The sequence below is a fragment of the Aquirufa nivalisilvae genome (genome assembly GCF_004307455.1).
GTDB classification, from domain to species: domain Bacteria; phylum Bacteroidota; class Bacteroidia; order Cytophagales; family Spirosomataceae; genus Aquirufa; species Aquirufa nivalisilvae.
Map to the genome: position 1 here is coordinate 124678 of NZ_SEWX01000003.1, position 22678 is coordinate 147355.

The 22678-nt window shown below is 38.4% G+C and carries 18 protein-coding genes; 9 read left to right on the forward strand and 9 right to left on the reverse strand.

The window, feature by feature from the left end:
- The first annotated feature begins 27 nt into the window (after positions 1-27).
- Positions 28-1377 (forward strand): PhoPQ-activated pathogenicity-related family protein, encoded by a 1350-nt coding sequence (locus EWU22_RS05710; RefSeq protein ID WP_130924773.1) that lies wholly within the window; start codon positions 28-30, stop codon positions 1375-1377.
- Positions 1378-1430: 53 nt separating this feature from the next.
- On the opposite strand, the gene EWU22_RS05715 is transcribed toward EWU22_RS05710, so the two are convergent.
- Positions 1431-2468, reverse strand: a complete 1038-nt coding sequence (locus EWU22_RS05715; protein WP_130924774.1) for a carboxypeptidase-like regulatory domain-containing protein — start codon at positions 2466-2468, stop codon at positions 1431-1433.
- A gap of 72 nt (positions 2469-2540) precedes the next feature.
- On the opposite strand from EWU22_RS05715, the gene EWU22_RS05720 reads away from it, so the two are divergent.
- A complete protein-coding gene (locus tag EWU22_RS05720; protein WP_130924775.1) occupies positions 2541-4352 on the forward strand; it encodes a heparinase II/III domain-containing protein in 1812 nt (603 codons plus the stop codon).
- Here the strand turns inward: EWU22_RS05720 and EWU22_RS05725 are convergent.
- From EWU22_RS05725 to EWU22_RS05745, 5 genes are all read right to left on the reverse strand, one after another.
- Entirely contained in the window at positions 4349-5233 is an 885-nt protein-coding gene (locus tag EWU22_RS05725) for an alpha/beta hydrolase (RefSeq protein ID WP_161566799.1), read from the reverse strand. The two genes, EWU22_RS05720 and EWU22_RS05725, sit on opposite strands and share 4 nt — an antisense overlap.
- Before the next feature lie 135 nt (positions 5234-5368).
- Positions 5369-7087 carry a GMC oxidoreductase gene (locus EWU22_RS05730; protein ID WP_130924777.1) on the reverse strand — a complete coding sequence of 573 codons (1719 nt, stop codon included), beginning with the start codon at positions 7085-7087 and terminating at the stop codon, positions 5369-5371.
- Positions 7088-7105: 18 nt separating this feature from the next.
- Complete coding sequence (locus tag EWU22_RS05735; RefSeq protein ID WP_130924778.1) at positions 7106-7609, reverse strand: gluconate 2-dehydrogenase subunit 3 family protein; 504 nt, start codon at positions 7607-7609, stop codon at positions 7106-7108.
- Between the two features lie 102 nt (positions 7610-7711).
- Positions 7712-8938: a BaiN/RdsA family NAD(P)/FAD-dependent oxidoreductase gene (locus tag EWU22_RS05740; RefSeq protein ID WP_130924779.1), complete on the reverse strand. Its 1227-nt coding sequence runs from the start codon at positions 8936-8938 to the stop codon at positions 7712-7714.
- 60 nt (positions 8939-8998) lie between these two features.
- Positions 8999-9625 carry an MgtC/SapB family protein gene (locus EWU22_RS05745; protein ID WP_109322388.1) on the reverse strand — a complete coding sequence of 209 codons (627 nt, stop codon included), beginning with the start codon at positions 9623-9625 and terminating at the stop codon, positions 8999-9001.
- A gap of 312 nt (positions 9626-9937) precedes the next feature.
- Between EWU22_RS05745 and EWU22_RS05750 the strand changes: the two genes are divergently transcribed.
- Positions 9938-10363 carry a DUF6526 family protein gene (locus tag EWU22_RS05750; RefSeq protein WP_130924780.1) on the forward strand — a complete coding sequence of 142 codons (426 nt, stop codon included), beginning with the start codon at positions 9938-9940 and terminating at the stop codon, positions 10361-10363.
- 97 nt (positions 10364-10460) lie between these two features.
- Here the strand turns inward: EWU22_RS05750 and EWU22_RS05755 are convergent, their stop codons facing one another.
- Positions 10461-13112 (reverse strand): DUF7133 domain-containing protein, encoded by a 2652-nt coding sequence (locus EWU22_RS05755; protein WP_130924781.1) that lies wholly within the window; start codon positions 13110-13112, stop codon positions 10461-10463.
- A 533-nt stretch (positions 13113-13645) separates the two neighbouring features.
- On the opposite strand from EWU22_RS05755, the gene EWU22_RS05760 reads away from it, so the two are divergent.
- From EWU22_RS05760 to EWU22_RS05780, 5 genes are all read left to right on the forward strand, one after another.
- Positions 13646-14830 carry a helix-turn-helix domain-containing protein gene (locus tag EWU22_RS05760; RefSeq protein WP_130924782.1) on the forward strand — a complete coding sequence of 395 codons (1185 nt, stop codon included), beginning with the start codon at positions 13646-13648 and terminating at the stop codon, positions 14828-14830.
- A 1235-nt stretch (positions 14831-16065) separates the two neighbouring features.
- On the forward strand, positions 16066-17010 hold the full coding sequence (locus EWU22_RS05765) for an aldo/keto reductase (RefSeq protein WP_130924783.1): 945 nt from the start codon (positions 16066-16068) through the stop codon (positions 17008-17010).
- A gap of 14 nt (positions 17011-17024) precedes the next feature.
- Entirely contained in the window at positions 17025-18044 is a 1020-nt protein-coding gene (locus tag EWU22_RS05770) for a zinc-binding alcohol dehydrogenase family protein (RefSeq protein ID WP_130924784.1), read from the forward strand.
- A 1-nt stretch (position 18045) separates the two neighbouring features.
- Complete coding sequence (locus EWU22_RS05775; protein WP_317127098.1) at positions 18046-18861, forward strand: sugar phosphate isomerase/epimerase family protein; 816 nt, start codon at positions 18046-18048, stop codon at positions 18859-18861.
- An 11-nt stretch (positions 18862-18872) separates the two neighbouring features.
- Positions 18873-19208, forward strand: a complete 336-nt coding sequence (locus tag EWU22_RS05780) for an L-rhamnose mutarotase (protein WP_130924785.1) — start codon at positions 18873-18875, stop codon at positions 19206-19208.
- A 32-nt stretch (positions 19209-19240) separates the two neighbouring features.
- On the opposite strand, the gene EWU22_RS05785 is transcribed toward EWU22_RS05780, so the two are convergent.
- Entirely contained in the window at positions 19241-20275 is a 1035-nt protein-coding gene (locus EWU22_RS05785; protein WP_130924786.1) for a DUF3500 domain-containing protein, read from the reverse strand.
- Between the two features lie 30 nt (positions 20276-20305).
- Complete coding sequence (locus tag EWU22_RS05790; RefSeq protein WP_130924787.1) at positions 20306-21415, reverse strand: Gfo/Idh/MocA family protein; 1110 nt, start codon at positions 21413-21415, stop codon at positions 20306-20308.
- Between the two features lie 158 nt (positions 21416-21573).
- Here EWU22_RS05790 and EWU22_RS05795 point away from each other — a divergent pair, with 158 nt between their 5' ends.
- Positions 21574-22431, forward strand: coding sequence for a glycerophosphodiester phosphodiesterase family protein (locus tag EWU22_RS05795; protein WP_130924788.1), 858 nt, complete (start codon positions 21574-21576; stop codon positions 22429-22431).
- Positions 22432-22678: the final 247 nt, after the last annotated feature.

Here is a 22678-nt window from a genome sequence, read left to right on the forward strand (position 1 = left end):
AAAGCTAAACCTTTAACCAGATTAAATATGTATCAAAGTATCAAAAAAGTAGCGTTAAGTATTAGTGCTTTTTGCCTTTTGGCATTTTCAGGAGTTGCCCAAAAGGTAACCCCTGAAACAGCCTTGAAAAGTTATTTGGCCAATGGCGACAAATCGTATCAATGGGAATTGAAAGACTCCGTTTCTTTAGGAACTTCCAAAGGATACCATGTCTTATTAACGTCTCAAAAGTGGCAAAATATCACTTGGAAGCACCAGTTAACCATCATTATTCCAGCGAAAGTGAATTATGAAGGTGCTATGCTTTTTATTACTGGTGGAAGTAATAAAGATGAGCAGCCTAACTGGAGTAAAGAGGATAAGTTGTGGACATTTTTATCCATGGTCGCGACTAAAAATCATGCCATTGTAGCGCTCATAAAACAAGTTCCTAACCAGCCTCTTTATGGTGGTAAAACAGAAGATGAGTTGATTTCTTATACCTTACATCAATTCAGAGAAACGGGAGATCACACTTGGCCATTATTATTTCCTATGGTTAAGTCGGCCGTTAGAGGAATGGATGCCATCCAAGAGTTTGCTAGTAAGAAGGCTAATATCCAAGTTAAAGATTTTGTGATTTCGGGAGCTTCTAAGCGTGGTTGGACTACTTGGTTATCCAGTGCCATTGGTGATAAGCGAGTAAAAGCCATTGGTCCTATGGTTATTGATATGCTGAACATGCCTGCAACGTTGAATTATCAAAAGGACACCTATGGTGAGTATAGTGATCAAATTGAAGACTATGTCAAATTAGGTATCCCTCAAGGTACAGGAACACCAGTAGGAAAAGCCATCAATTCCATGATTGACCCCTATTCGTATCGGGCAAACATGACGGTTCCAAAAATCATCTTTATCGGAACAAATGATCCCTATTGGACAGCAGATGCCATCAAGCATTATTTCGATCAAATTCCAGGTAAAAACTTAATTCATTACGTGCCTAATGCTGGCCATGATTTGGCAGGCGGAAAACAGGCAATTGAGGCATTAAGTGCTTTCTTTGGATTATCTCTTCAAAACAAGGAAGTGCCTGTTCCGACATGGAACGTGGTAAAAGGAAAAGATGGTTTTGAATTAACGGTCAATGCTAATCCGACAGATTTAGAAGATGCGGCCATTTGGGGAACAACTTCCTCTGACCGTGATTTTAGAAATAATCTATGGTTGACAAGACGAGTTAAACCAGAAGGAAACACGGTAAAATACGTGATTCCTTATGTGAAAAAAGGCTACCAAGCTTTTTATATGGATTTAAAATATAAGGATCCTAATGGCGGAAGTTACACCATTAGCACCCGAATTTTTACAACAGATACGGATAAAGTATTGTAATTTGATTTCTTCTAAAAACACCCGATAGACTCTGTCGGGTGTTTTTTTTATCCCTATTTTTTTAATTCATACACATAGTCCAATGGGAGCTCATGTCCCATTCTAGACTCTGACATTTTCCCAAAAACCTCCATGGAGTAGGGGTCAATTAAGGTTCCATTTTTTTCGATAAGGATTGTCTTAGCCATGGGTTTAAGTTTGGAAAACTGCCTTGGAGAATCAAATTCCACATTGATGATGCCTTTTAAATCAATGGCAAAAATGTCGGGTTTATTTGTCGTGAAAAGGGCTTCTTCTAATTTAAATGGTGGCGGATTACTCAATCGGTTTTCTTTGTAATAGGTCACATAGAAGCCCTCATTCCCCAATGATTGATTAATGAATGCCAAAAGAAAATGCCTGATGGATCCTTGGAAGGCATATTTTCGGTTCTTCTCCCATTTGTTTTTTTCTTTGGGTGAAACAGGGTTTAATGCTTCAAAATAACCACTTGATTTAAAGTTTAATTGCCTAGGCGCTTTTTCAAATCCGACTAAGAATCCGTGGTATAGATATCCCAATTCTTTGTTCTCTATCAAAAGAGGCTCTTTTGAGCTTGCTTTAAGCGTTTTCGAACTAGGATCATATTCAAAATCAATGACTTCCCGATTCAGAATTTTGACCAAATCCCGGTCAATGTCCCTTCCTAGAAATTCATTTTCAAATTGGCGGATTTGTTTTTCCCAGACACGGTCTCTTTGGCCTTGCACTTTAATTTCAACTAAGTCCGTGATGTTTTCTATCATATCAAAGTGTAAATTTTTGATATCCTGCTGAACGGAGATGGGAACGGAGAGCGGTTGATAACCCACCATAGAAATCAGAAATTGATAATTTCCAGATGGAACATTTTTTAAAGTAAAATGACCTTTATCATCAGCTTGCGTACCAAAAGAAGTGCCATTTAAATAGACATGCGCAAAGGAAACCCCTTCTTTTTTCTGTTTGTCTTCAATAGTGCCTGAAAGCGTAAAAGTAGATTGAGCTATGCCATTGAAAAAGCAACAGGTCAAAAGTAGGAACAGACAATACAGCTTGGAGAATGATTTCATATATTTGGTTAGGTCATGACAGCATGATGGTCAAATTTACTAAATGTTTGACATTACAAAACCTATTAGAACATGATGAAAAAAGGATTCCTTATTTACTGCCTTTTATTGGCACAATTTACTTGGGCACAAGAATTTAGCACATTGATTCCAGCGGCTCAAGGGCATCCTCGATTATTATTTTTAAAGTCGGATGAGGCCATCATTCAGCGAAATATTCAGCAGGATACGCTGTGGGCCAATTTGCATCAACAAATTTTGAAAGAAGCTGATGTGCTATTGTTGAAAGAGCCTTTAATTCGTAAACAGATTGGCAGGAGGTTGTTAGGTGTATCTCGAGAGATGTTACGACGAACCCTGTTTTGGTCCTATGCTTACCGCATGACAAAACAACTTAAATATGCGCAAAGGGCTGAGAAAGAGTTGCTTCAAATTTGTCAATTTACAGATTGGAATCCATCCCATTTTTTGGATGTGGCGGAAATGACTACGGCAGTGGCAATAGGTTACGATTGGTTATTTGAGGCTTTATCTACTGAATCAAAACAAATCATCCGAGCAGCCATATTATCCAAAGGAATAGAGCCCTCCTATGATGAGCGCTACACAAGTTGGTTGAAAGCGAGCCACAATTGGAATCAAGTTTGTAATGCGGGAATGAGTTTAGGGATTTTAGCTATTCAGGAAGATTATCCTGCCAAGGCTCAGGAATTAATTCAACGGGCACAAAAATCCATTATTTTACCGATGAAAGATTATGGTCCTGATGGAGCTTATCCAGAGGGTTATGCCTATTGGGGATATGGTACTTCGTTTCAAGTGCTGTATAATGATGCCATTGAAAAGGTATATGGTTCCGACTTTGGATTGAATCAATTACCTGGTTTTTATGCCAGTGCCAACTATATGTTGCACATGGCGGGACCATCAGGTAAGAATTTTAATTACTCGGATTCAGGAGATGGGATAGGCTTTCATCCAGCCATGTTTTGGTTTGCGGCCAAGACTCAAAATAATAGTTTATTGTTTACGGAAATAAATACGTTAAAAACGGCCAAGAATTTAGTGTCTGATCGACTGCTGCCTCTTGTGATGGTTTGGGGAAAAGGGGCATCATTGGTCAATCCTCAATTACCACAGGAATTAACTTATTTGGGAGGAGGTCCTAATCCAGTGGCTATGATGCGTTCTTCATGGACAGATAAAAATGCCTTGTACGTTGGTGTGAAAGGAGGATCACCATCCGTTAATCATGGGCATATGGATGTTGGATCCTTTGTTTTTGATGCTTTAGGAGAGCGTTGGGCGATGGATTTTGGGATGCAAGATTATGAATCATTGGAATCAAAAGGAGTGGCTATTTGGGGTAAAGAACAAAACGCTCAGCGTTGGGATGTTTTTCGCTATCATAATAGGTCACATAATACACTAACCTTAAACAATCAATTACAAGCTGTCAAGGGTAAGTCAGAAGTAATTGGGATACAAAATTCAAACAAACGTAAAGCATTTGGCCTTGATTTAAGTTCATTGTATCCGGAACAAGCATCAGGAGTCCATCGCCAAGTCGCACTTTTAAATAATCGTTCTTTGGAAATAAGTGATCAGATTCTATCGATTAAGCAAGGAGGGGAATTAGTTTGGACGATGCTCACCACGGCTGAGTTTCATAAGGAGCAATCCGGCAAGGCTTATTTGACCCAAAATGGGAAGCGACTAAATCTTGAAATCAAAGGAGTAAAAGGAGAATGGATTACATGGTCATCAGAACCGAATCACGACTATGATGCACCTAATCCAGGGACACGTTTTGTAGGATTTAAATTAGCGACTCAAGCAGGTCAAACATGGAAATATCAAGTGTTGTTAGCACCTGAAAACTAGTTTTTACTGCCACTTGGATACACTTGGTCTAACCAGATACCCATTTTCATGAAAACGCTAAATAGGCTTTTTCTCATTTCATGGGTTTCATTGGGGTACAATTCTAATTGTGTTTTGACGCCCAATTGATTTAGTTTGGCATACAAGTTTTTGGCCTGTTGTACGTTAACAACCTCATCATTTTCTCCATGAAAAATGATGGTTGGGACGGCTGATGCAGCGCTTACTCGAAGTAATGGACTTGATTCTTTGGCCAAGGGAGCATTAGGGTCAGCGACGCCTAAAAAATTGGTAATGGTCTTATCTGCTTCATCGTTTTTCCCTCGCACCATGGGATCGGTGAAGTCGGTAGGTCCAACAATATCAATGACCGTTTTTATTTCTTTTTGAGGATCTGCTGTATAGGCATACATCAAGGCCAAATATGCCCCAGCACTGGCACCTAAAAGACCGAATTCCCCTCTCTTATATCCAAGGCTATCAGCTTTAAGATTTAAGAATCGTAAAGCTTGTTGGATGTCTTCCATTTGGGCTGGATAACGATTTTTATTGTCTTTAACCAAACGGTAATTGATGGATGCAACGGCATAGCCTTTTTTGCCTGCTAATAATTGAATCAAAGGTTTGGGTAATTGGTTTTTACTTCCTTTGGTCCAATATCCTCCATGAATGAATACTAACATTTTGGTATTGGCATTGACTTGGTTGGGTAAAAAGATATCCAATAAATTCCTTTCCTCTGGGGCATTTCCGTAAGCTAAATTTAATATGGATTTATAAGCAGTAGAATCTGCCCCATTTTTACCAAATGAAGAAAAAGAGAGGAATATGAACAGAGGTAACAGGTAAATACCTGAGGCAATAACGAAGCTTTTTTTCATATCAAAAATCATTTACATTTTACCTCTTACCATTTACCTTTCACAATTTTATTCCCCTCATTCACCATTTACCACTTACCATTCACCATTTATTTCCCCTCATTCACCATTTACCATTCACAATTTACAATTCTCTTACAGGTTTTTCTTCTTCAACTCGGCTACCGCATAATTCGCAGCACGGGCAGTTAATGCCATGTAGGTTAAAGATGGGTTCTGGGTGGAATTGGAAGTCATACTTGCTCCATCCGTTACAAAAACATTTTTACAATGATGCAATTGGTTCCACTTATTCAATTGGGATGTTTTAGGGTCATTTCCCATGATAACACCGCCCATTTCATGGATATCTAAACCTGGATTCCAAGTCTTTTTTGGATTGGATTTAATGTTTTTAAAGCCTGCTAAGGTCAGCATTTCCGCCATTTGGTCTTGGTAATCTTGCTCCATTTTACGATCATTATCATCAAAATCTACATGAAGTCGAGCCAAAGGGACACCCCAGTCGTCTTTTTTACTGCCATCTAATTTGACGTAATTGGAATGTTTCGGGATGGTTTCTCCCATGAAGTGGGAACCAACCTGCCAATTGCCATATTTCTTTTGGAATAAATTGTCTTTCAATTCTTGACCAATCCCTTCTTGATTAGAGATGATAGGTCTGCGAGCACTGAAACCTGCTGCATAGCCACGCAAGAAATCGGTTTCTTGTTTGAACACATTGCGGAAACGAGGGATATAACTTCCGTTCGGACGAATTCCTTCTGTTTTACTTTCTAACATTCCTTCGTATTCGGCTGACACTCCTGTGTGGAAGTTATGGAAGTGAATGTAATGCCCCATTAAACCATTGTCATTACCTAATCCGTTGGGAAAGCGGTGCGACTTGGAATTCAACAAGATCAAGTTAGTATTGATAGTGGCGGCATTTAAGAAGATGATTTTAGCATAAAAATGAATTTCTTCTTTTGTTTTGCTATCGATCACTTTAACTCCTGAAGCCTTGCCCGATTTTTCATCGTAAATAATCGAATGTACGACCGAGTTGGGTCTAAGGGTCATGTTACCCGTATTTTGTGCCCAAGGCAGGGTAGAAGCATTACTAGAAAAATAACCTCCGTAAGGACAACCTCTTTGGCATAAGTCACGTTGCTGGCATTGAGCGCGGCCTTGCTTGAAGTGGATGGGTTGAGGGTCAGTTAGGTGAGCACAGCGACCAATGATAACCGGACGGTTTCCTTTGTAATGTTTTTTCATCTCGGATGAAAAATGTTTTTCAACGCAAGATTGTTCGTGAGGACGCAAAAACTCTCCGTCGGGTAATTGCTCTAATCCATCTTTGTTTCCGCTTACACCTGCAAATATTTCTACATGGCTATACCAAGGGGCTAAATCTTGATAGGTGATTGGCCAGTGATTATCAAATCCATCTCGTGCAGGACCTTCAAAATCATATTTGGACCAGCGCTGAGTACCACGAGCCCACAGTAATGACTTACCGCCCACTTGATATCCTCGAATCCAGTCAAATGGTTTCTCTTGAATGTAAGGGTGTTCTTTGTCCTTAACAAAAAAATGGGATGAATCCTCGTTGAATGCATAGCATTTGGTAGCGATGGGATTGGCATCTTTCATTTCTTTGGTTAATGCTCCCAAATGATCAAATTCCCATGGTTCCTTTAAGGTTGTAGGGTAATCTACGATATGTTTCACATCACGACCACGCTCTAAAACCAATGTTTTTAAACCATTATCGCAAAGTTCTTTGGCAGCCCAACCACCACTAATACCAGAACCCACCACGATGGCATCAAAGGTTCTTTGTTTTTTTGAATCTATATTAAAATTAGACATGTCTTGAGAGGTAAATTCTTATTGAACAGGGACACAACCATGGTAAAACCCAGGAGCCATGGTGTAATTTCTATGCTGAGTAAGGAAATATTCTGAACTCGTATAGGATGCTAAGGTGAGGCCTTTTAGGCGTTTGAAAAACTGACTTTCCACTGGCAAAGTAGAGTTTTGTAAACCAGTTAAAAGGCTGATTTGATCTTGACTGCTCAACTGAGGGAAAGCTTTTTGGTAGTTTTTCAAGGCTGAGGAAGCCAACTTTTGTAATCCATTTTGGAAGGCTTGTTGGTCTTCTTTGCTCATACAATCTTTCACCATCCGCTCAATGTATAAGTGAGCGCCAATGGTTTTGGCCCCTGGACTATCAGTCTCAGGTATGATGGCATTAACTATAGCTCCTAATAATTCGGTGTTAGGCCCCAGTAGAGCGGGAAATGAATCTTGGTTCCACTGGTATGCCCAGTTGGGTAAAGCGGAGGTACCTAAGACCAAACTTAGGTTTTTTAAGGCGCTTCTTCTGTTCATGTTGTAATAGGTAGAGTAAAGAAAATCTCTTCTTCTTATTGGGTAGAAAAGAGTAAACAAAAATATTGAAATAAAAAGCAATTGTCAACCTGATTTACAGGCTTATAGAGCTGCATGTTTTCCAGCAATATAACCAGTAGTCCAGGCCGCCTGGAAATTAAACCCTCCAGTAATACCATCAATATCCATCACTTCTCCTGCAAAAAACATTCCTGGTACTTGTTTGCTTTCCATGCTTTGAACATGGATTTCGTTGAGATCAATACCTCCTGCAGTAACAAATTCTTCCTTAAATGTAGTTTTCCCCATCACTTGGTAGCGATCATTTAATAGGGTATTGACCAATTTATTGATTTGTTTAGGATTAATCTCGTTCCATCGAGATGCGGGTAATACATCGTTTTTAGCTAATAGAAAGTTCCAAAGTCGGGCAGGAATAGGAAAGGGGCAGTGATTGCTGATCATTTTTCCACCATGTATTTTGCGTGTGTTTTCTAAGGTATCTCGCAGTTCAGATTCTTTGGTTTCATCTAACCAATTGACTAAAATGTAGAACTGGTAATTGAATGCTGCTAGGATTCTGGCTCCCCAGGCTGAGAGTTGTAAAATTGCAGGACCACTCATTCCCCAATGGGTAATCAACAATGGTCCTTTGCCGACAAGTTTTTGACCTTCAATTCTCACGGTAGCCTTTTCCACCACGAGACCCATAAACTCCTTGATGGGTTCATTCGGCATGTTAAAAGTGAAAAGAGAGGGTACAGGAGGAATGATGGGATGACCAATTTCTTCCAGCCAGTGTAGCCCACTTAATTTGGGTTGACCACCTGTCGTCACGATTACTCGATCTGTTTTGATTGTTTTATCCTTGGAATGTAGTACAAATCCCCCATCTTCACGCTTTTCAATCCTATCAATTCCATGATGTAAGGTTAGTTCAATGTCGAGCTTTTTAGCTTCTCTCAAGAAACAATCGATGATGCTTTGCGAGGTATTGGATAAAGGAAAGACGCAACCATCGGGATAGGTTTTAAGGGCTACTAGGCGCTGCTCAAACCATTCCATGGTCGAAGTTGCATTAAACTGTTCAAAGGCTTTTTTTAGAAATTTCTCTCCTCTTGGATAATGCTCGGCTAATTTCCTGTTATTGAATTCGGCATGGCAAACATTACATCGGCCGCCTCCTGATATTTTTACTTTAGCTAAAAAATGCGATGTTTTTTCGAGGATTTGAACCTGGGCTTGGGGATTATGACTTTTTGCAGCAATCGCCGCAAAAAAACCTGCCGCTCCTCCACCAATAACACTAATATGTAAATCTTTTGACATTATTTTTTACCTATCAATACCTCTATTAACTAAACACTAATCTCTAACAACGAATCACTCTTAGAATTCCAAGTGCTTAATTTGGTCATTTTTTAATAATTGGCTTGCAATCATATGATGAGCTTTTTCTGAACCCTGAACAGTTAAGTTAAAGGTAAAATCCTTGCCAGATTTAATTTTCTGAGAATACAGAATCTTCATTTTAAGCTTTTTGAATAATTGTTCCACATACTTGTAATCAAAGGTGTCAGAATATTCAAACTTTAACGTATATACACGTACGTGATTAAGCTTACTAATGAAGTTTTGCACTAAAATAAAGGCACTTAAGATTAAAATAACAATGGCTGAGGTGAAACAAGCCAATAATTCAAAACCTGCACCGATGGTCATACCCAAGGCCGAAACAACCCAAATCGTTGTTGCCGTAGTGATTCCTGTTACTCGATCTTTTTCTCTAAAAATAACTCCAGCACCCAGAAAACCTATTCCAGTTAAAACATTGGCCGCAATTCTGTCTTGACTGCCCAATCCAATTTTATACGAGAGCAAGGTGAAAATACAGGAGCCTACACATACCAAAATCATCGTTCTTAAGCCAGCGGATTTGGAACGATATTCTCTTTCCAAGCCAATGACAGCTCCAATTAAAATAGATAAAAGAATACGTTCTAAATCGATATACATCAGAAAATAGATTTTGAATTTAAACGGAAATTAACGCTAATTGTTGGATAATTGGTCAATGGTGCCATTGATCTTTATGGGTAATAGATGGGAGTGATTTTTGAACCCAAAGCTTTGATGGGGATTTTAAATATCCTGTTTAAACATAAAACGATGCTTATTTGATGAGTTAGGCTAGATTTGCCTTGTAAAATTGACATTTGTTCTCATTTTCAAATAATTTATTAAATGGAGTTTGCTTTATAGAATCATTTTGATAAAATTGAGAAAATTATCATTTTATCTACTCCATAAAAACAAAATTAACCATCAATGAACCATCAAGAATATGATACCCATACCAGGTATTACCATTTGCATCATTTTATAATACTCCCACTTGCTTTTTTCTTATTTCTTTGGACTGTTAAATTGGCCTTGGAAGATCCTGCAAATGATTGGCTGTATATATTAGTGGGTTTATTATTTATTTTAATTTCGTTTGTTTCACGTATTTATGCAAATAAAAATCAAGATCGAATTATTCGATTGGAAATGCGTTTGCGTTATTTTCAATTAACGAACGTGCCTTTTACTGAAAAGGAAAATATGCTTGAGATCCATCAAATTGTTGCTTTGCGTTTTGCGAGTGATGATGAGTTATTAGGATTAATCGATAAAGCTATTTTACAAAACCTAAGTCCGAAGGAAATCAAGAAGTCCATTCGTGAATGGCAAGGAGATTTTATGCGGGTTTAATTTATCCTTGATTTATTTAAATGCAAAAGCTCAGGGTTTAAATCCTGAGCTTTTGTATTTACATGTTCGTGTATTCAGATTTACTCTGTTTAATCGCTTACTTTTTTTGTTCGGAAAGAAATGTGATTAAGGAAGCAAACTCTTCATAGGAAAGTTCATTCGTTAAACCATCAGGCATCATTGATGTTTCCATTTCTTTTCTAGATCTGATATCGGCAGTTCTGATACTTGTAATTTGACCTGTAATATCTCGCATCACAATGCGATCCGGAGATTCAGCTGTTACAAAACCCATGTGCTCCTTTTTGTCTTTTGTCGTTACTAATACCGTGACGAATCCTTGTGATATAGAAGCATTAGGCTTGAGGATTGATTCTGCTATTTGTTCCCGACTCATGATAGCACCAATCTGACCCATAAATGGCCCTTTCAATGTTTCTCCACTTTTTAAACTGTGACAAACCACACAACCTTGCTTGGTGAATAAGGATCTACCTGTTGCTGGATTTCCTTTGATTTGAGCCATGGCTAGCATGATGTCTTCAATGGAGGCATTACCGATTTGACCTTTTTTATTACGAATAGAAGCCAAATCAACTTTTGGTTCATCTTTGGCTAGATTAGTCGCAGCTGTTCCTAATTCGGCTATTTCCATTTGATTTTTCTCATTCAAATCCACAAAATAAGCTTTGTCGGCCTCTTTCGCTTTTTGGAACTCAGCTAAAATAAAGTCTTTGATAATCGGACTCGATTCCCAATCTACTGTTTTATAGTAAGGGCCATGTCCATTGGGCTTGGTGCTCCACCAATATTCTCCCTCATAATCTGCTTCCTTTTTGTAAAGTCTAGCCAGATTAGCCAATAATTGCTTTTTGAAAGTAATATTGGTAGATTTTTTATAAGCGGCAATAAGGCCGTTGACAGCAGTGGGTTGGTGCATGTAGCGCAATGCCCACAATGCAATGGTTGAATTGGGACCAGAAATTGCTTTTACGCAGGCATTTACTGCATTTAATTTCACCAATGCCTGAATGGCTACGTGCGCAGGAATGATGGCTGAATTGGGAGTAGCATGAGGACCTTCTTGATCTTTGGGAGGTGCTACAAAAGAGTTAGGAACTTTTACTTGTAAAAGCGCAGGAATAGCTTCTTGTTTTCCTAATCTTCCCAAAGCTATTGCAGCACTTACACGTACTCTCGGAGAGGCATCTTGTAAAGCCGATATGATGGGCTGAATGGGTACTAATTTATTTTTAGTCTTTCTGTCTGCCAATGCTCTGATGGCCAGCTCTTTCACATCTTTATCAGCCAATAATTTACCCAATTGTAATATACCTTGCTCATTTGCAACTTGAGCATAAGTAAATATACCCGCCGAACGAGCATACAATGGAGCCTTTTTATCTGCAGCTAATTTCCAAGCTATTGCAGCTGTCGCTTTTTGATCCCTCGTTAATAATTCTTGTTGAGCGTTTAAACGCGCTACCGCACTATTTGATTGTAAAAGCTTAGCTAATTCATCGTTCGACAATTGACTCACCTGTGGAAAGGCTTGGTAAGTCCAGCCTTTAGGTACTGCTCTAACCACAAATCCTTTGTTGGGATTTCCTGAATATCCAGCTCCATCCCAAGCAGCAAGGTATAGTCGACCAGAACCGTCTACATCTAGGTCCGTGATTTGTTTTAATTTAATGAATGTTTCATCTTTTTGCGTATAACTAGCACCGTCAGGCGTCACACGATGAATGTACAATATGCTATTTCCCCAATCGGCCATCATGGGTACTTGATTGTATTTGGCTGGCCAAGTAGGCTCATCCATAAACAAAGAACCAGTTCCAGATCCACCACCTACATCCACTAAGGCTGGCAGGATTTCTTCAGTAAAATGTTTGAACAATAGCGGGTAACCATATTCGCCTGATTGAATGTGGTGGCTAAAACGGATATTCCATCCCGCTCCATCATTGGTATTATCGCGTGTGAAAATGTTCATGTAGGGATCAATGGCTACATCATAAATATTTCTAGTACCATGGGTGTATACTTCCATTTCAGTCCCATCTGGTCTTACTCGGACAATTCCACCACCTAGCATGGTAATTTTCTTTCCACTTCTATCAGTGGCATTATGAAAACCAAAGTCGCCGGCAGCAATGTAAATCCAACCATCAATACCCATTCTGATGCCATTGGTGGCATGGTCAGTTCCTCTGCTTTGTAAAAACTTGGGAGAACTGATATGTTGAATTAATGGACTCGAAGGGCCATCGGCTACTCCGTCTTTATTTTTATCCTCAAAAACCACTAAATCCATTCCTGTGGCTTTCTTTGTTTCAGGCGAAAAGACGGTATGAAGCACATATAATTTGTCACCTAATGAAATAATCCCACGGGGATTATCCACCATGGCAAATTTGCTTTGCTGATCTACGCGACCATCGTTATTGGAATCAATCAATTTTAAGATGTATCCTTTACCAGGCGTTTTTCCTAAAGATCCAATTTGGTCAATTCCTACAAATACCTCACCTGTGGCAGCTACGGCAATACAAGCTGGACTAGGAGCTACGTCTGCTGAAGCAAAATTACTGACTTGAATGTCTTGAGTAGGCCATGCTGAAGCGTTGGAAAGGGTGTCAACAGCAACGACGGAATTTGTACTATTTTCAGCGATATGGGGTTGAAGGAATTGATATCCCCAAAAAAGCAGAAATGAATAAATTAAACTGAGTGATAATTTTAACATATGGAATAGGTTGAGTGTTTTTTGAATTATGGTTGGCAAAAATAAGATTTTTCCTCATAAAACATTCTGGACATTGTAGGGTATCGAATGTATTTATTTTTCGGTCATGGAAGAGTCTATTTTCAATTTGTGTAGTTATATCGTTTGTAGATAATGACCATACGATTTGATTAAATTATTGTTACATGATTAAAATGTTATTTTACTATTAAAATAATCTTTACAACAATTTGAATTGTTAGCACATTCAAAATGAGTGATTTAGTGGTATAAATGCTTTCAGCGGGATACTGAGCCTATTTTTTTTGTTTTAGGTTAATCGAAAATATTGTTAAAAATATTAGGCTGATTGAAAAATCAATATACCTTTGCGTTTACCATTCTATAATAAAGTTTGAGCTGTTCTACAATTCGTATTTCTCCAGTAATCTTAATCGAGAAGCGACAGAAAAGAAATCTGTTGTCTCTGTCTGTCTTGGAGCGTATTTTATCCCAGCCATTCTGATGTCAAACCGAAATAATTGAATTAGAAAATGTTAATCTACATAGTCGCTTTCAAACTCATTATTTCATTGGTATTGGCCGTGTTTAACTTTCGTGTAAACAAAAATACGATCTATTTAACTGGTTTTTTAGTAACGATCGCCTTGTCTGGCCTTTTGCATTATTTTGCTTTTATGGGAGATAATGCGTCATTAATGGCGGTTTTTAATTATCATATTACTCCCACATATTATCTGTTTGGTCCATTTTTGTTTTTTTATGTTCGAGGAACATTGACAGACCGTAACAAGCTGTCTCGAAGGGATTATTTTCATTTTATTCCAGCAGTAATTTCTTTCTTGTCCATACTCCCATTCTATTTCAAAAATTGGGATTACAAGCTTATTGTAGCTCGAAAGATTATTGATAATCCTGAAGTACTTAAAGTGTGGAATGAAGGGGTCCTTTATCCGAGTTATTTTAATGTCATTGGGCGTCCAATGTTTTTCATGATTTATCTGATTGCGACTATAGCTTTGTTCCTTCGCTATAATCGTAGTCTCGCCAAATATGGACCCGTTTCTGCGCAAAAAACCTTAATTAAGCGCTGGCTTGTTTGGTTGATATCCTTATCGACCTTAGCCTGTACCAGTTATTTTACAGGAGCAATCATGTTTATTTTTTCCAATGTGGTTAACAAAGAATTAGTTAATTCATCTCCACTCGGTTATTTGACAGGTATATTTTTCTTGACTATCCCATTATTAATTTTGGCATTTCCTCCAATCCTTTATGGTATTCCTATTCATAAAAAAGGCAAACGGAAGAATTTTGAACACAAAGTGGATGCTAGTGATGTGTATTCTTTTGTTGGGAAGTCGGATGATCCGTTCCAGCAAGATGCCAAGTATATATTAGATAATATTCACGAAGAAAAATGGTATCTGGACCCCGAGTTCAATGTGGATTTCTTAGCCTTAAAATTGGATATTCCAAAACACCATATCTATTATTGTTTTAATTATATTATCAAATCCAAGTTCACCAAATTGCGTGCTCAATTGCGTATTTCTCATGCAAAGAAGCTTTTGGAAGAGAAAAAATCTCAAAATTTAAGTCAAGATGATATGGAATCCATAGCCTTGACCTCTGGTTTCGGTACTTTATACCGATTTATCAGTGCATTTCAAGAGGAAGAAGGTACCACTCCCATGGAATACGTCAAGAAATTGTAAATGGTGAATTATAAATGATAAATGGGGGTTCCTTTCTATATTCAAATCCCAAATCTAATTCTACATTTAACATTCTTCATTCTTCATTCTTCATTCTCCATTCTCCATTGAACGGTTAATCCAACGAAAGATGGGAACGTAGCATGAGCGAAGCGGAAAGGGAATTGTAAATGGTGAATTATAAATTATAAATGTTGTGGTTCATTCTACATTCTTCACTCTACATTTTACATTAACCGCATTTCTTCTGTTTTTTTGTTTCTTTTTTTATGAAAAAAAAGAAATACTATATGGATTAAATCTTCGGCAAAGCTATTTTGTGAGACTTTTTCATGTTGTTTCAAAATAACAATACGTTTCAGCATATACTATTGATTTTCTTTTTTTGGACAAAAAAAGAAACAAAAAAATCTTTTTTTGTCGTTCAGCCAAGGCGAATTCCGCTTCGCGGAACCGTGAATCACTCCGCTATCGCCTATATTTTTGACGCCGACGCACATCGCCCATGCTGAGGTCAAAACCTCGTCTACCGCTGCGTTCATCACATTTCGCAGGGCTGCACGACGATGTTTTCTATCAAAAATTCTACATTCTTCATTCTCCATTCTTCATTCTCCATTCTACAATGAACCGTTAATCCAACGAAAGATGGGAACGTAGCATGAGCGAAGCGGCAGGCGGATATTTGACCCCGCGCGTTAGGGAAGTGCGTAGGCGTCAAAGATTAAAGCCGTATGCGGAGTGAACATCGGTTCTGCGCAGCAGAATTCGTCTTAGGATTAACCGTATTTCTTCCGTTTTTTTTGTTTCTTTTTTTATGAAAAAAAAGAAATACCATATGAATTAAATCTTCGGCAAAGCTATTTTGTGGGACTTTTTCATGTTGTTTCAAAATAACAATACGTTTCAGCATATACTATTGATTTTCTTTTTTTATGAAAAAAAAGAAATGTCATAAAATTCTATGCTTAATCAAGTTCTTATTTGGAGAATTCGACATGACCCTGCGGAACATGTCGAACAGCTAGAGGGAAATTATAAATGATAAACGCGCCAAAGAACTTGGTCATTGTTAAATTTTATCAGGTATATTCAACAGACTGTCTAAGATTTTGAGAAAAATCATTCTAAATTTAGACGAAATAAGGATAGAGATTTCTGATTTTTCTACTAGCTTGATTCTTTAATTTACCAATCACCATTTATCATTTACCAATTATAATTTACCATTTTTTATGCGCTACCGTCGTCTAGGCAAAACGAATTTACAAGTATCTATTTTAGGCTTTGGTGCCTCACCTTTAGGAAATGTTTTTGAAGAGTGTGATGAAAAAGAGGGGATTTCGGCCGTTCATTATGCGATTGATCATGGGGTGAATTTTGTGGATGTAGCTCCATTTTATGGGATAACTTTGGCAGAAACGCGTTTGGGTAAAGCCTTGAAAGGTAAAAGAAATGAAGTCTATTTGGCTACCAAAGCTGGTCGCTATGATTTAAGAGAATTTGATTTTTCTTATCAAAAGATTCTAAGCAGCATCGATGATTCTTTAAAAAGACTGCAAACCGATTATGTGGATTTATATCAATTACATGATATTGAGTTTGGTTCAAAAGAACAGGTCTTAAATGAAGCCATTCCAGCCATTCAAGCTGTTAAAAAATCAGGCAAAGCCAGGTTTGTAGGTATAACAGGCTTACCCGTTAATTATTTGGCTTCTATAGCAAGGGAAGTAGAAGTAGATACTGTTCTATCATGGGCCCACTATAATTTATTGCAAGATGATATTAATTCGGAATTAGTCCCTTTATCCAAGGAACTGGATTTTGGCTTAATGAATGCGGCACCTTTGATGCAACGAATTCTCTCAGATGCTACTTTGCCCGAATGGCATAATGCATCCAATGAAGTGAAATCTCTTCAACCTCGCTTATTAACTGTTTGTGAAAAATACCAAGTGCGCCTGAGTGATGTAGCTTTACGTTTTGCTATGGATCATCCAGATATTGCCACTACTATTGTGGGAATGTGTGATATTAAAACCATTCAAGAAAATGTGGCAGCGGTAGATTTTCTCATCCCTGAAGGCTTACTTTTTGAATTAGATGAAATCATTGCTCCGGTTAAAAATCAGATGTGGTTTGAAGGAAGACCTGAAAATAATATAGCTAGAAAGCAATAAACCTATTAGAAACTATGAAAGCATTATTTTTAACTGAAGTCGGACAAACCGAAATCAGAGAAATTGAAAAGCCAATTCCTGCCGCAGGGGAGGTATTACTTCGAATCGGCATGGTGGGTTTTTGCGGTGGAGATTTGAATGGCTTCAAAGGACTTTTTGAATTGCAAGAATATCCCAATGTCCTTGGTCATGAAGTAGGGGCAACGATAGAAGAAATAGGAGCGGATGTACCTGCTCATTGGCAAGTTGGCCAGCGAGTGACGATTTATCCATATCTAAACTGTGGCACATGTGTGTCTTGCAGAAAAGGTCGTAGGAATGCCTGTCAAGATAATAAAACCATGGGTGTTCGTAGACCTGGTGCCATGACTCGCTACATCACTATTTCTTGGCAAGATTTATATTCGTCAAATTCTTTATCCTTACAGGAATTAGCTTTGGTAGAGCCATTGACTGTGGGCTTTCATGCAGCTGCTCGTGGTCGAGTGAGTGCCTCAGACATCGTTGCTGTCATCGGTTGTGGTATCGTGGGTATGGGAGCTATCGCCTCATCGGTTCATCGGGGAGCCCAAGTTATTGCCATTGATATAGATGATTCCAAATTGGAAATTGCACGTAAAATTGGGGTGCAACATACTATCAATACCAGTCAGGAAGATTTGCATGAAGCTCTACAAAAGATAACTCAAGGAGATGGACCAGATGTCATTATTGAAGCAGTAGGTAGTCATATTACCTACCGAGCTGCTGTAGAGGAAGTAGCGTATACAGGCCGAGTGGTTTGTATAGGTTATGCCAAAAAGCCTGTGGAGTTTAATACAGGTTTATTTGTACGAAAAGAAATAGAAATCTTGGGATCTAGAAATTGTACAGATGAGTTCCCTGAAGTTATTGCTTATTTAGAGTCAGGTCAATTTCCTGTGGAGGCCGTGATTAGTCGAGTCGTGCCCATTGAGCAAGCAGGACAAGCCTTGGCTGATTGGGCTAAAGATGCCCAGGGTATCGTGAAAATCATGGTAAATTTTGGAGAATAATATGATGCATTCTTGTGTAACCATTGCCTTAGTTCCTCAAATCAAGTTGGGCCCCTGGATTTTTTGGGAAGACTTAGAAGCGAGTATGGCCCAAGCGTCTAGGCTGGGATTTGATGCCATCGAACTTTTTACGGAAGATGCTAAAAGTATTGATAAAGGGCTATTGGAAGGATTATTGTCAAAATATTCATTAAAACTAGCGGCCGTGGGAAGTGGAGCTGGAAAAGTCATTCAGGGTTTAACGCTGACTGACCCCAATCCAGAAATCCGAACGAAAGCTATACATTTTATTCAATCCATGATGGATTTTGGTGCGCATTTTGGTGCGGTGACCATCATTGGTTCCATGCAAGGAAATGCTTTGCCTGATTGTAGAGAGGAATCTTTGATGCATTTACAAGAGGCCTTGGAATATCTCGGGAAACATGCGGAGAAACTAGGTGTACCTTTGATTTACGAACCTTTGAACCGTTATGAAACCAATTTATTTAATACCTTGGGTGCTGGTAAAGCATTTGTAGAAGGTCTATCCACGCGGCATATCAAATTACTAGCTGATTTGTTTCACATGAACATAGAAGAAATAGATATAGCTCAAAGTATCCTAGAAAATGGGCCTTGGATTGGTCATGTGCATTTAGCAGATTCTAATCGTAGACCGATGGGAATGGGTCATACTTCCATGAAAGAAATAACAGCAGCTTTACAGCAAATAAATTACCAAGGAGCCATATCTGCGGAAGCATTTCCATGGCCTAATCCTTTGGAAGCTGCCGAGCAGACCATCAAAACATACCAACAATATTTTAAAAAATAAACCATTTGACTATGCTGCGATTTTGTTTGGCATTAGACCTTTTAGATGACCCAGCGTTAATTCAGGAATACGAACAATATCATGCACCTGGAAGTGCATGGCCTGAAGTGACACAGCACGACATAGATGCGGGTGTGACTAACATTGAAATTTTTCGTACGGGAAATCGAATGTTCATGATTTTGGAGACAGATGATGCTTTTACTTTTGAGAAAAAAGCAGCATTTGATGCGACCAACCCTAAAATTGCTGCTTGGGAGGAGCTTATGTGGAAATACCAAAAGCCTTTGCCATGGGCCAAGCCTGGTCAGAAATGGATCTTGATGGATCGGATTTTTAAATCATAAAAAAAGGCCAGAATTCATTCTGGCCTTTTGGTTTATTTATGCTGATGGTGTTCAGCCGTCATATAATGTTCTTTCAATAAATCTGTACCAAAGTCCCCTCGGAAATCCCGCCAAACGGTATGGATGTGGTTGGCATTATCTTGTGTATTATCAAATTCTACTAAAAAGGATTTTCCTTGGATGCGGTAATAATGTGCCTTTTTTCGTTCTGTATTGCCTGCCCAAGCAAATTTTACCGAGTTGAAATCTTCATTAGCAATATGTTTTAGGCGCATCTCTGCAATTTTTGGCGGCATAGCTGATAAATAATGCATGATCAATTGATTCAAGTCGGCTTTTTGTTGGGTATTCATTTCTTTAACAGAAATACCTTCATCAGGTAAAGGTCCAACATGTACTGAATTGGTGGTTACCACTTCATTGAAAGTGGTGAGACTGAAAATGGCTTTGTTTTTTTGCTTTTCCGACATGGAGTTGATTAAATCCAATGCCATATCTTCTTCTTCTTTCATTAATCGAGTTCCTTTTCTTTCACCACTTTCTGCTTCAGCTGGATATACACCAAAGAAGAATGGCGCATAAGATAATTTATCATCCACTATGGTAAAGTTGAGTGCCAAATGATGTCCCCCAAACTTCCAACCCCAAACTTTGTCTTTGCTTGGGTCACCATAAAATGCTACGAACTGATTTTCAGGAATTCGACTAGGGTTTTTGGGTTGGATTTCTTTTAAATAATACTCAAAATCCATGATGTCACGTGTTTTCTTGAAGCCTTTTTCGCTTAAATAAACCTGCATGAAATCATACAGTAATTGCTTCTGATTGGCATCCATATCCTTTACTACCGTTCCATGTCGAGCGACCATCGTAGGAGGTAAGAAGTGCCAGTTGAAACGAGTCACGGCATCAAAGGAATACAATGCTCTGCTTTTTTGGGCATCACTCAGTGATTGAATGAAAGCCATGGCTTTTTGCACACCAGGACTATCCGTTTGAGCTAGACTCACCATGGGTGTGAATCCTAGCATGAAACAGCTAATGAATAAAATAAAGGTTCTTTTCATGTAAATGGTTGCTATGGGTGATTTTCAATATTATTTTAAAGCTACTTTTTTCCCAGTTTTTACTGCTTCAAATATCGCTTCAATGATTTTCATGTCTTTTAGGCCTTCTTCTCCATCTACGGGTATTTTGGGAACTTTGCCATCGTGTAAAATAGCGGCAAATTCATCCATTTGAGTGGTTTGATGGGTAATGTGCGGATAGCTTAATTCGCCTTTATTTGTCTTGGCTTTGATGGGCCCGTAACCTGTTGATGGCATCATTTCGGCAAATCCCTTGGTGCCATTTAGGTAAAATTTATCCAAATTATTCAGCGCATAGGTGGAAAGACAAGAAGCCACTGCCCCACTTGGGAAACCCATTTGGAATTGGATGGTTTCATCTACACCTTCCTTGAATTTCTCAAAATCGGTTTTAGTTTCCTGAGCAGTTACCCAGATGGGTTCTTCGCCAGTCATATAGCGCGCGCCATTGATGGAATAGATCCCTATGTCCATCATAGAGCCACCTCCAGCCAATTGTTTGTTCAATCGCCATTGTTTGGGGTCGCCTATGATAAAGCCAGATAAACCTTGGAAGAATAAGATTTTTCCAAATTCTCCAGCTTCTCTTTTTTTGATAATTTCTAAGGTATTCGGTTCAAAGTGCATGCGGTAACCCACCAATAATTTTACCCCTGCTTTTTTGCAAGCATCAATCATGCGTTGAGCATCTTTGACATTGGTAGCCATCGGTTTTTCACTAATGACATGTTTACCCAGATTGGCCACTTGAATCGCAAATTCAGGATGACGAAGGTTGGGAGTCATGATATACACCGCGTCGATATCCGGATTGTTTTTGATTTTATTCAGTTCTTCATAAGAAAAACGATGCGTTTTGGGGACATTGTATTTCTCACCCCATTGATCCAATTTACTCGGTGTACCACTAATTAAAGCCGTAATTTTGGCTCTCTTGCAGTTTTGCATGGCTTTAGCAACAATATTGGCATAACCTCCTAAACCCAATAAGGCAACTTTTAAGATAGGACCATCTTCTGCCGAAGTGAGACTTTCTGCAGTGGATTCAGCTTGAGAAATAAATGGCATGGCCAATAAGGGAGCAGAGACCATTTGAATAAAATTTCGACGAGAACTCATGGGGTGTTCAAAATTTAAATAGGTGATTATTAATGCCTTAAAACTAAAGAAATAAAAGATAAAATGAATGTAATTTTAATTTATCCTGTGTTAATATGCTTTCTTCGCATTATGAGCTATTTTTACTTTGATTAAAAATCTAAACCTAGCTTTAAATAATGAAAACTACCTATTACTTGGGCCTATTCTTGTGCCTAATCATTTCTCCTATTCAAGCCCAAAAGAGCAGTGAATATTTCAGGAAAATTCAAAAATCTTATGTAAATACCCAAGAGCCTTTGGTCATGATCGCTGCTCACCGTGGAGCACATTTGGATGAGCCCGAAAACTCTTTGGCAGCTTTGAGAAAAACCATAGAATTAGGGATAGATATTATGGAGTTGGATGTTCGCTTTACCAAAGACCGAAAAATGGTCTTAATGCATGATAAAAAAGTAGATAGAACTACCAATACCAAAGGTTTGGTGTCTGATTTTACTTTTGAAGAAATAAGAAAATTGCGCTTGAAGCATCATGAGCAAGTGACTAATGAGCAAATTCCAACCTTAGAGGAGGCTTTTCAATTAGCCAAAGGCCAAGTATTGATTGATCTAGATATCAAGGATGATGCGACATTGGATTCCATCATTGTATTGGTGAATCGGATGAAGATGGAAAAGAATTGCTTCTTTTTTGTGTATGAACCGGAGGAGGTTTTGATGTTACAAAAGAAGAATAAAAACTTCCAAATTATGATCCGGACGGAAAGTGAGGAGGCAGTTAAAAAATTAGTGGCTTCCGGTGCTAAGCCCCAAGCAGTTCATATAGATCCAAGTCACTATAACTCCGAAGTGGTGAAAGCAATTAAGCAAATTCCAGCTCGTGTATGGATCAATGCCTTAGGTGCGGTAGATTTTAAAGCAGCCCAACAGCCTGCAGCATTTGAGGAAGTCTTGAAGTTGGGTGCCAATATGATTCAAACGGATCAACCAGCTAAACTGAAGGAATATTTAAAGAGTCAAGGAAAGTATAGGTAGTTGTAAGTTGTTAGGGATTAGTTATTAGTTATTAGTTATTAGTTATTAGTTATTAGTTATTAGTTATTAGTTATTAGTTATTAGTTATTAGTTATTAGTTATTAGTTATTAGTTATTAGGTGTGAATGCCTGAATGACGTTGACCGTTTTGTGTCACTTATACTTGATTCATATTCAAGTATTTTAGGTGTTTAGCTTATAGCTTGATTTAAATTTAGTAGTTTTTTTTCAAATGCAATAGGAGACA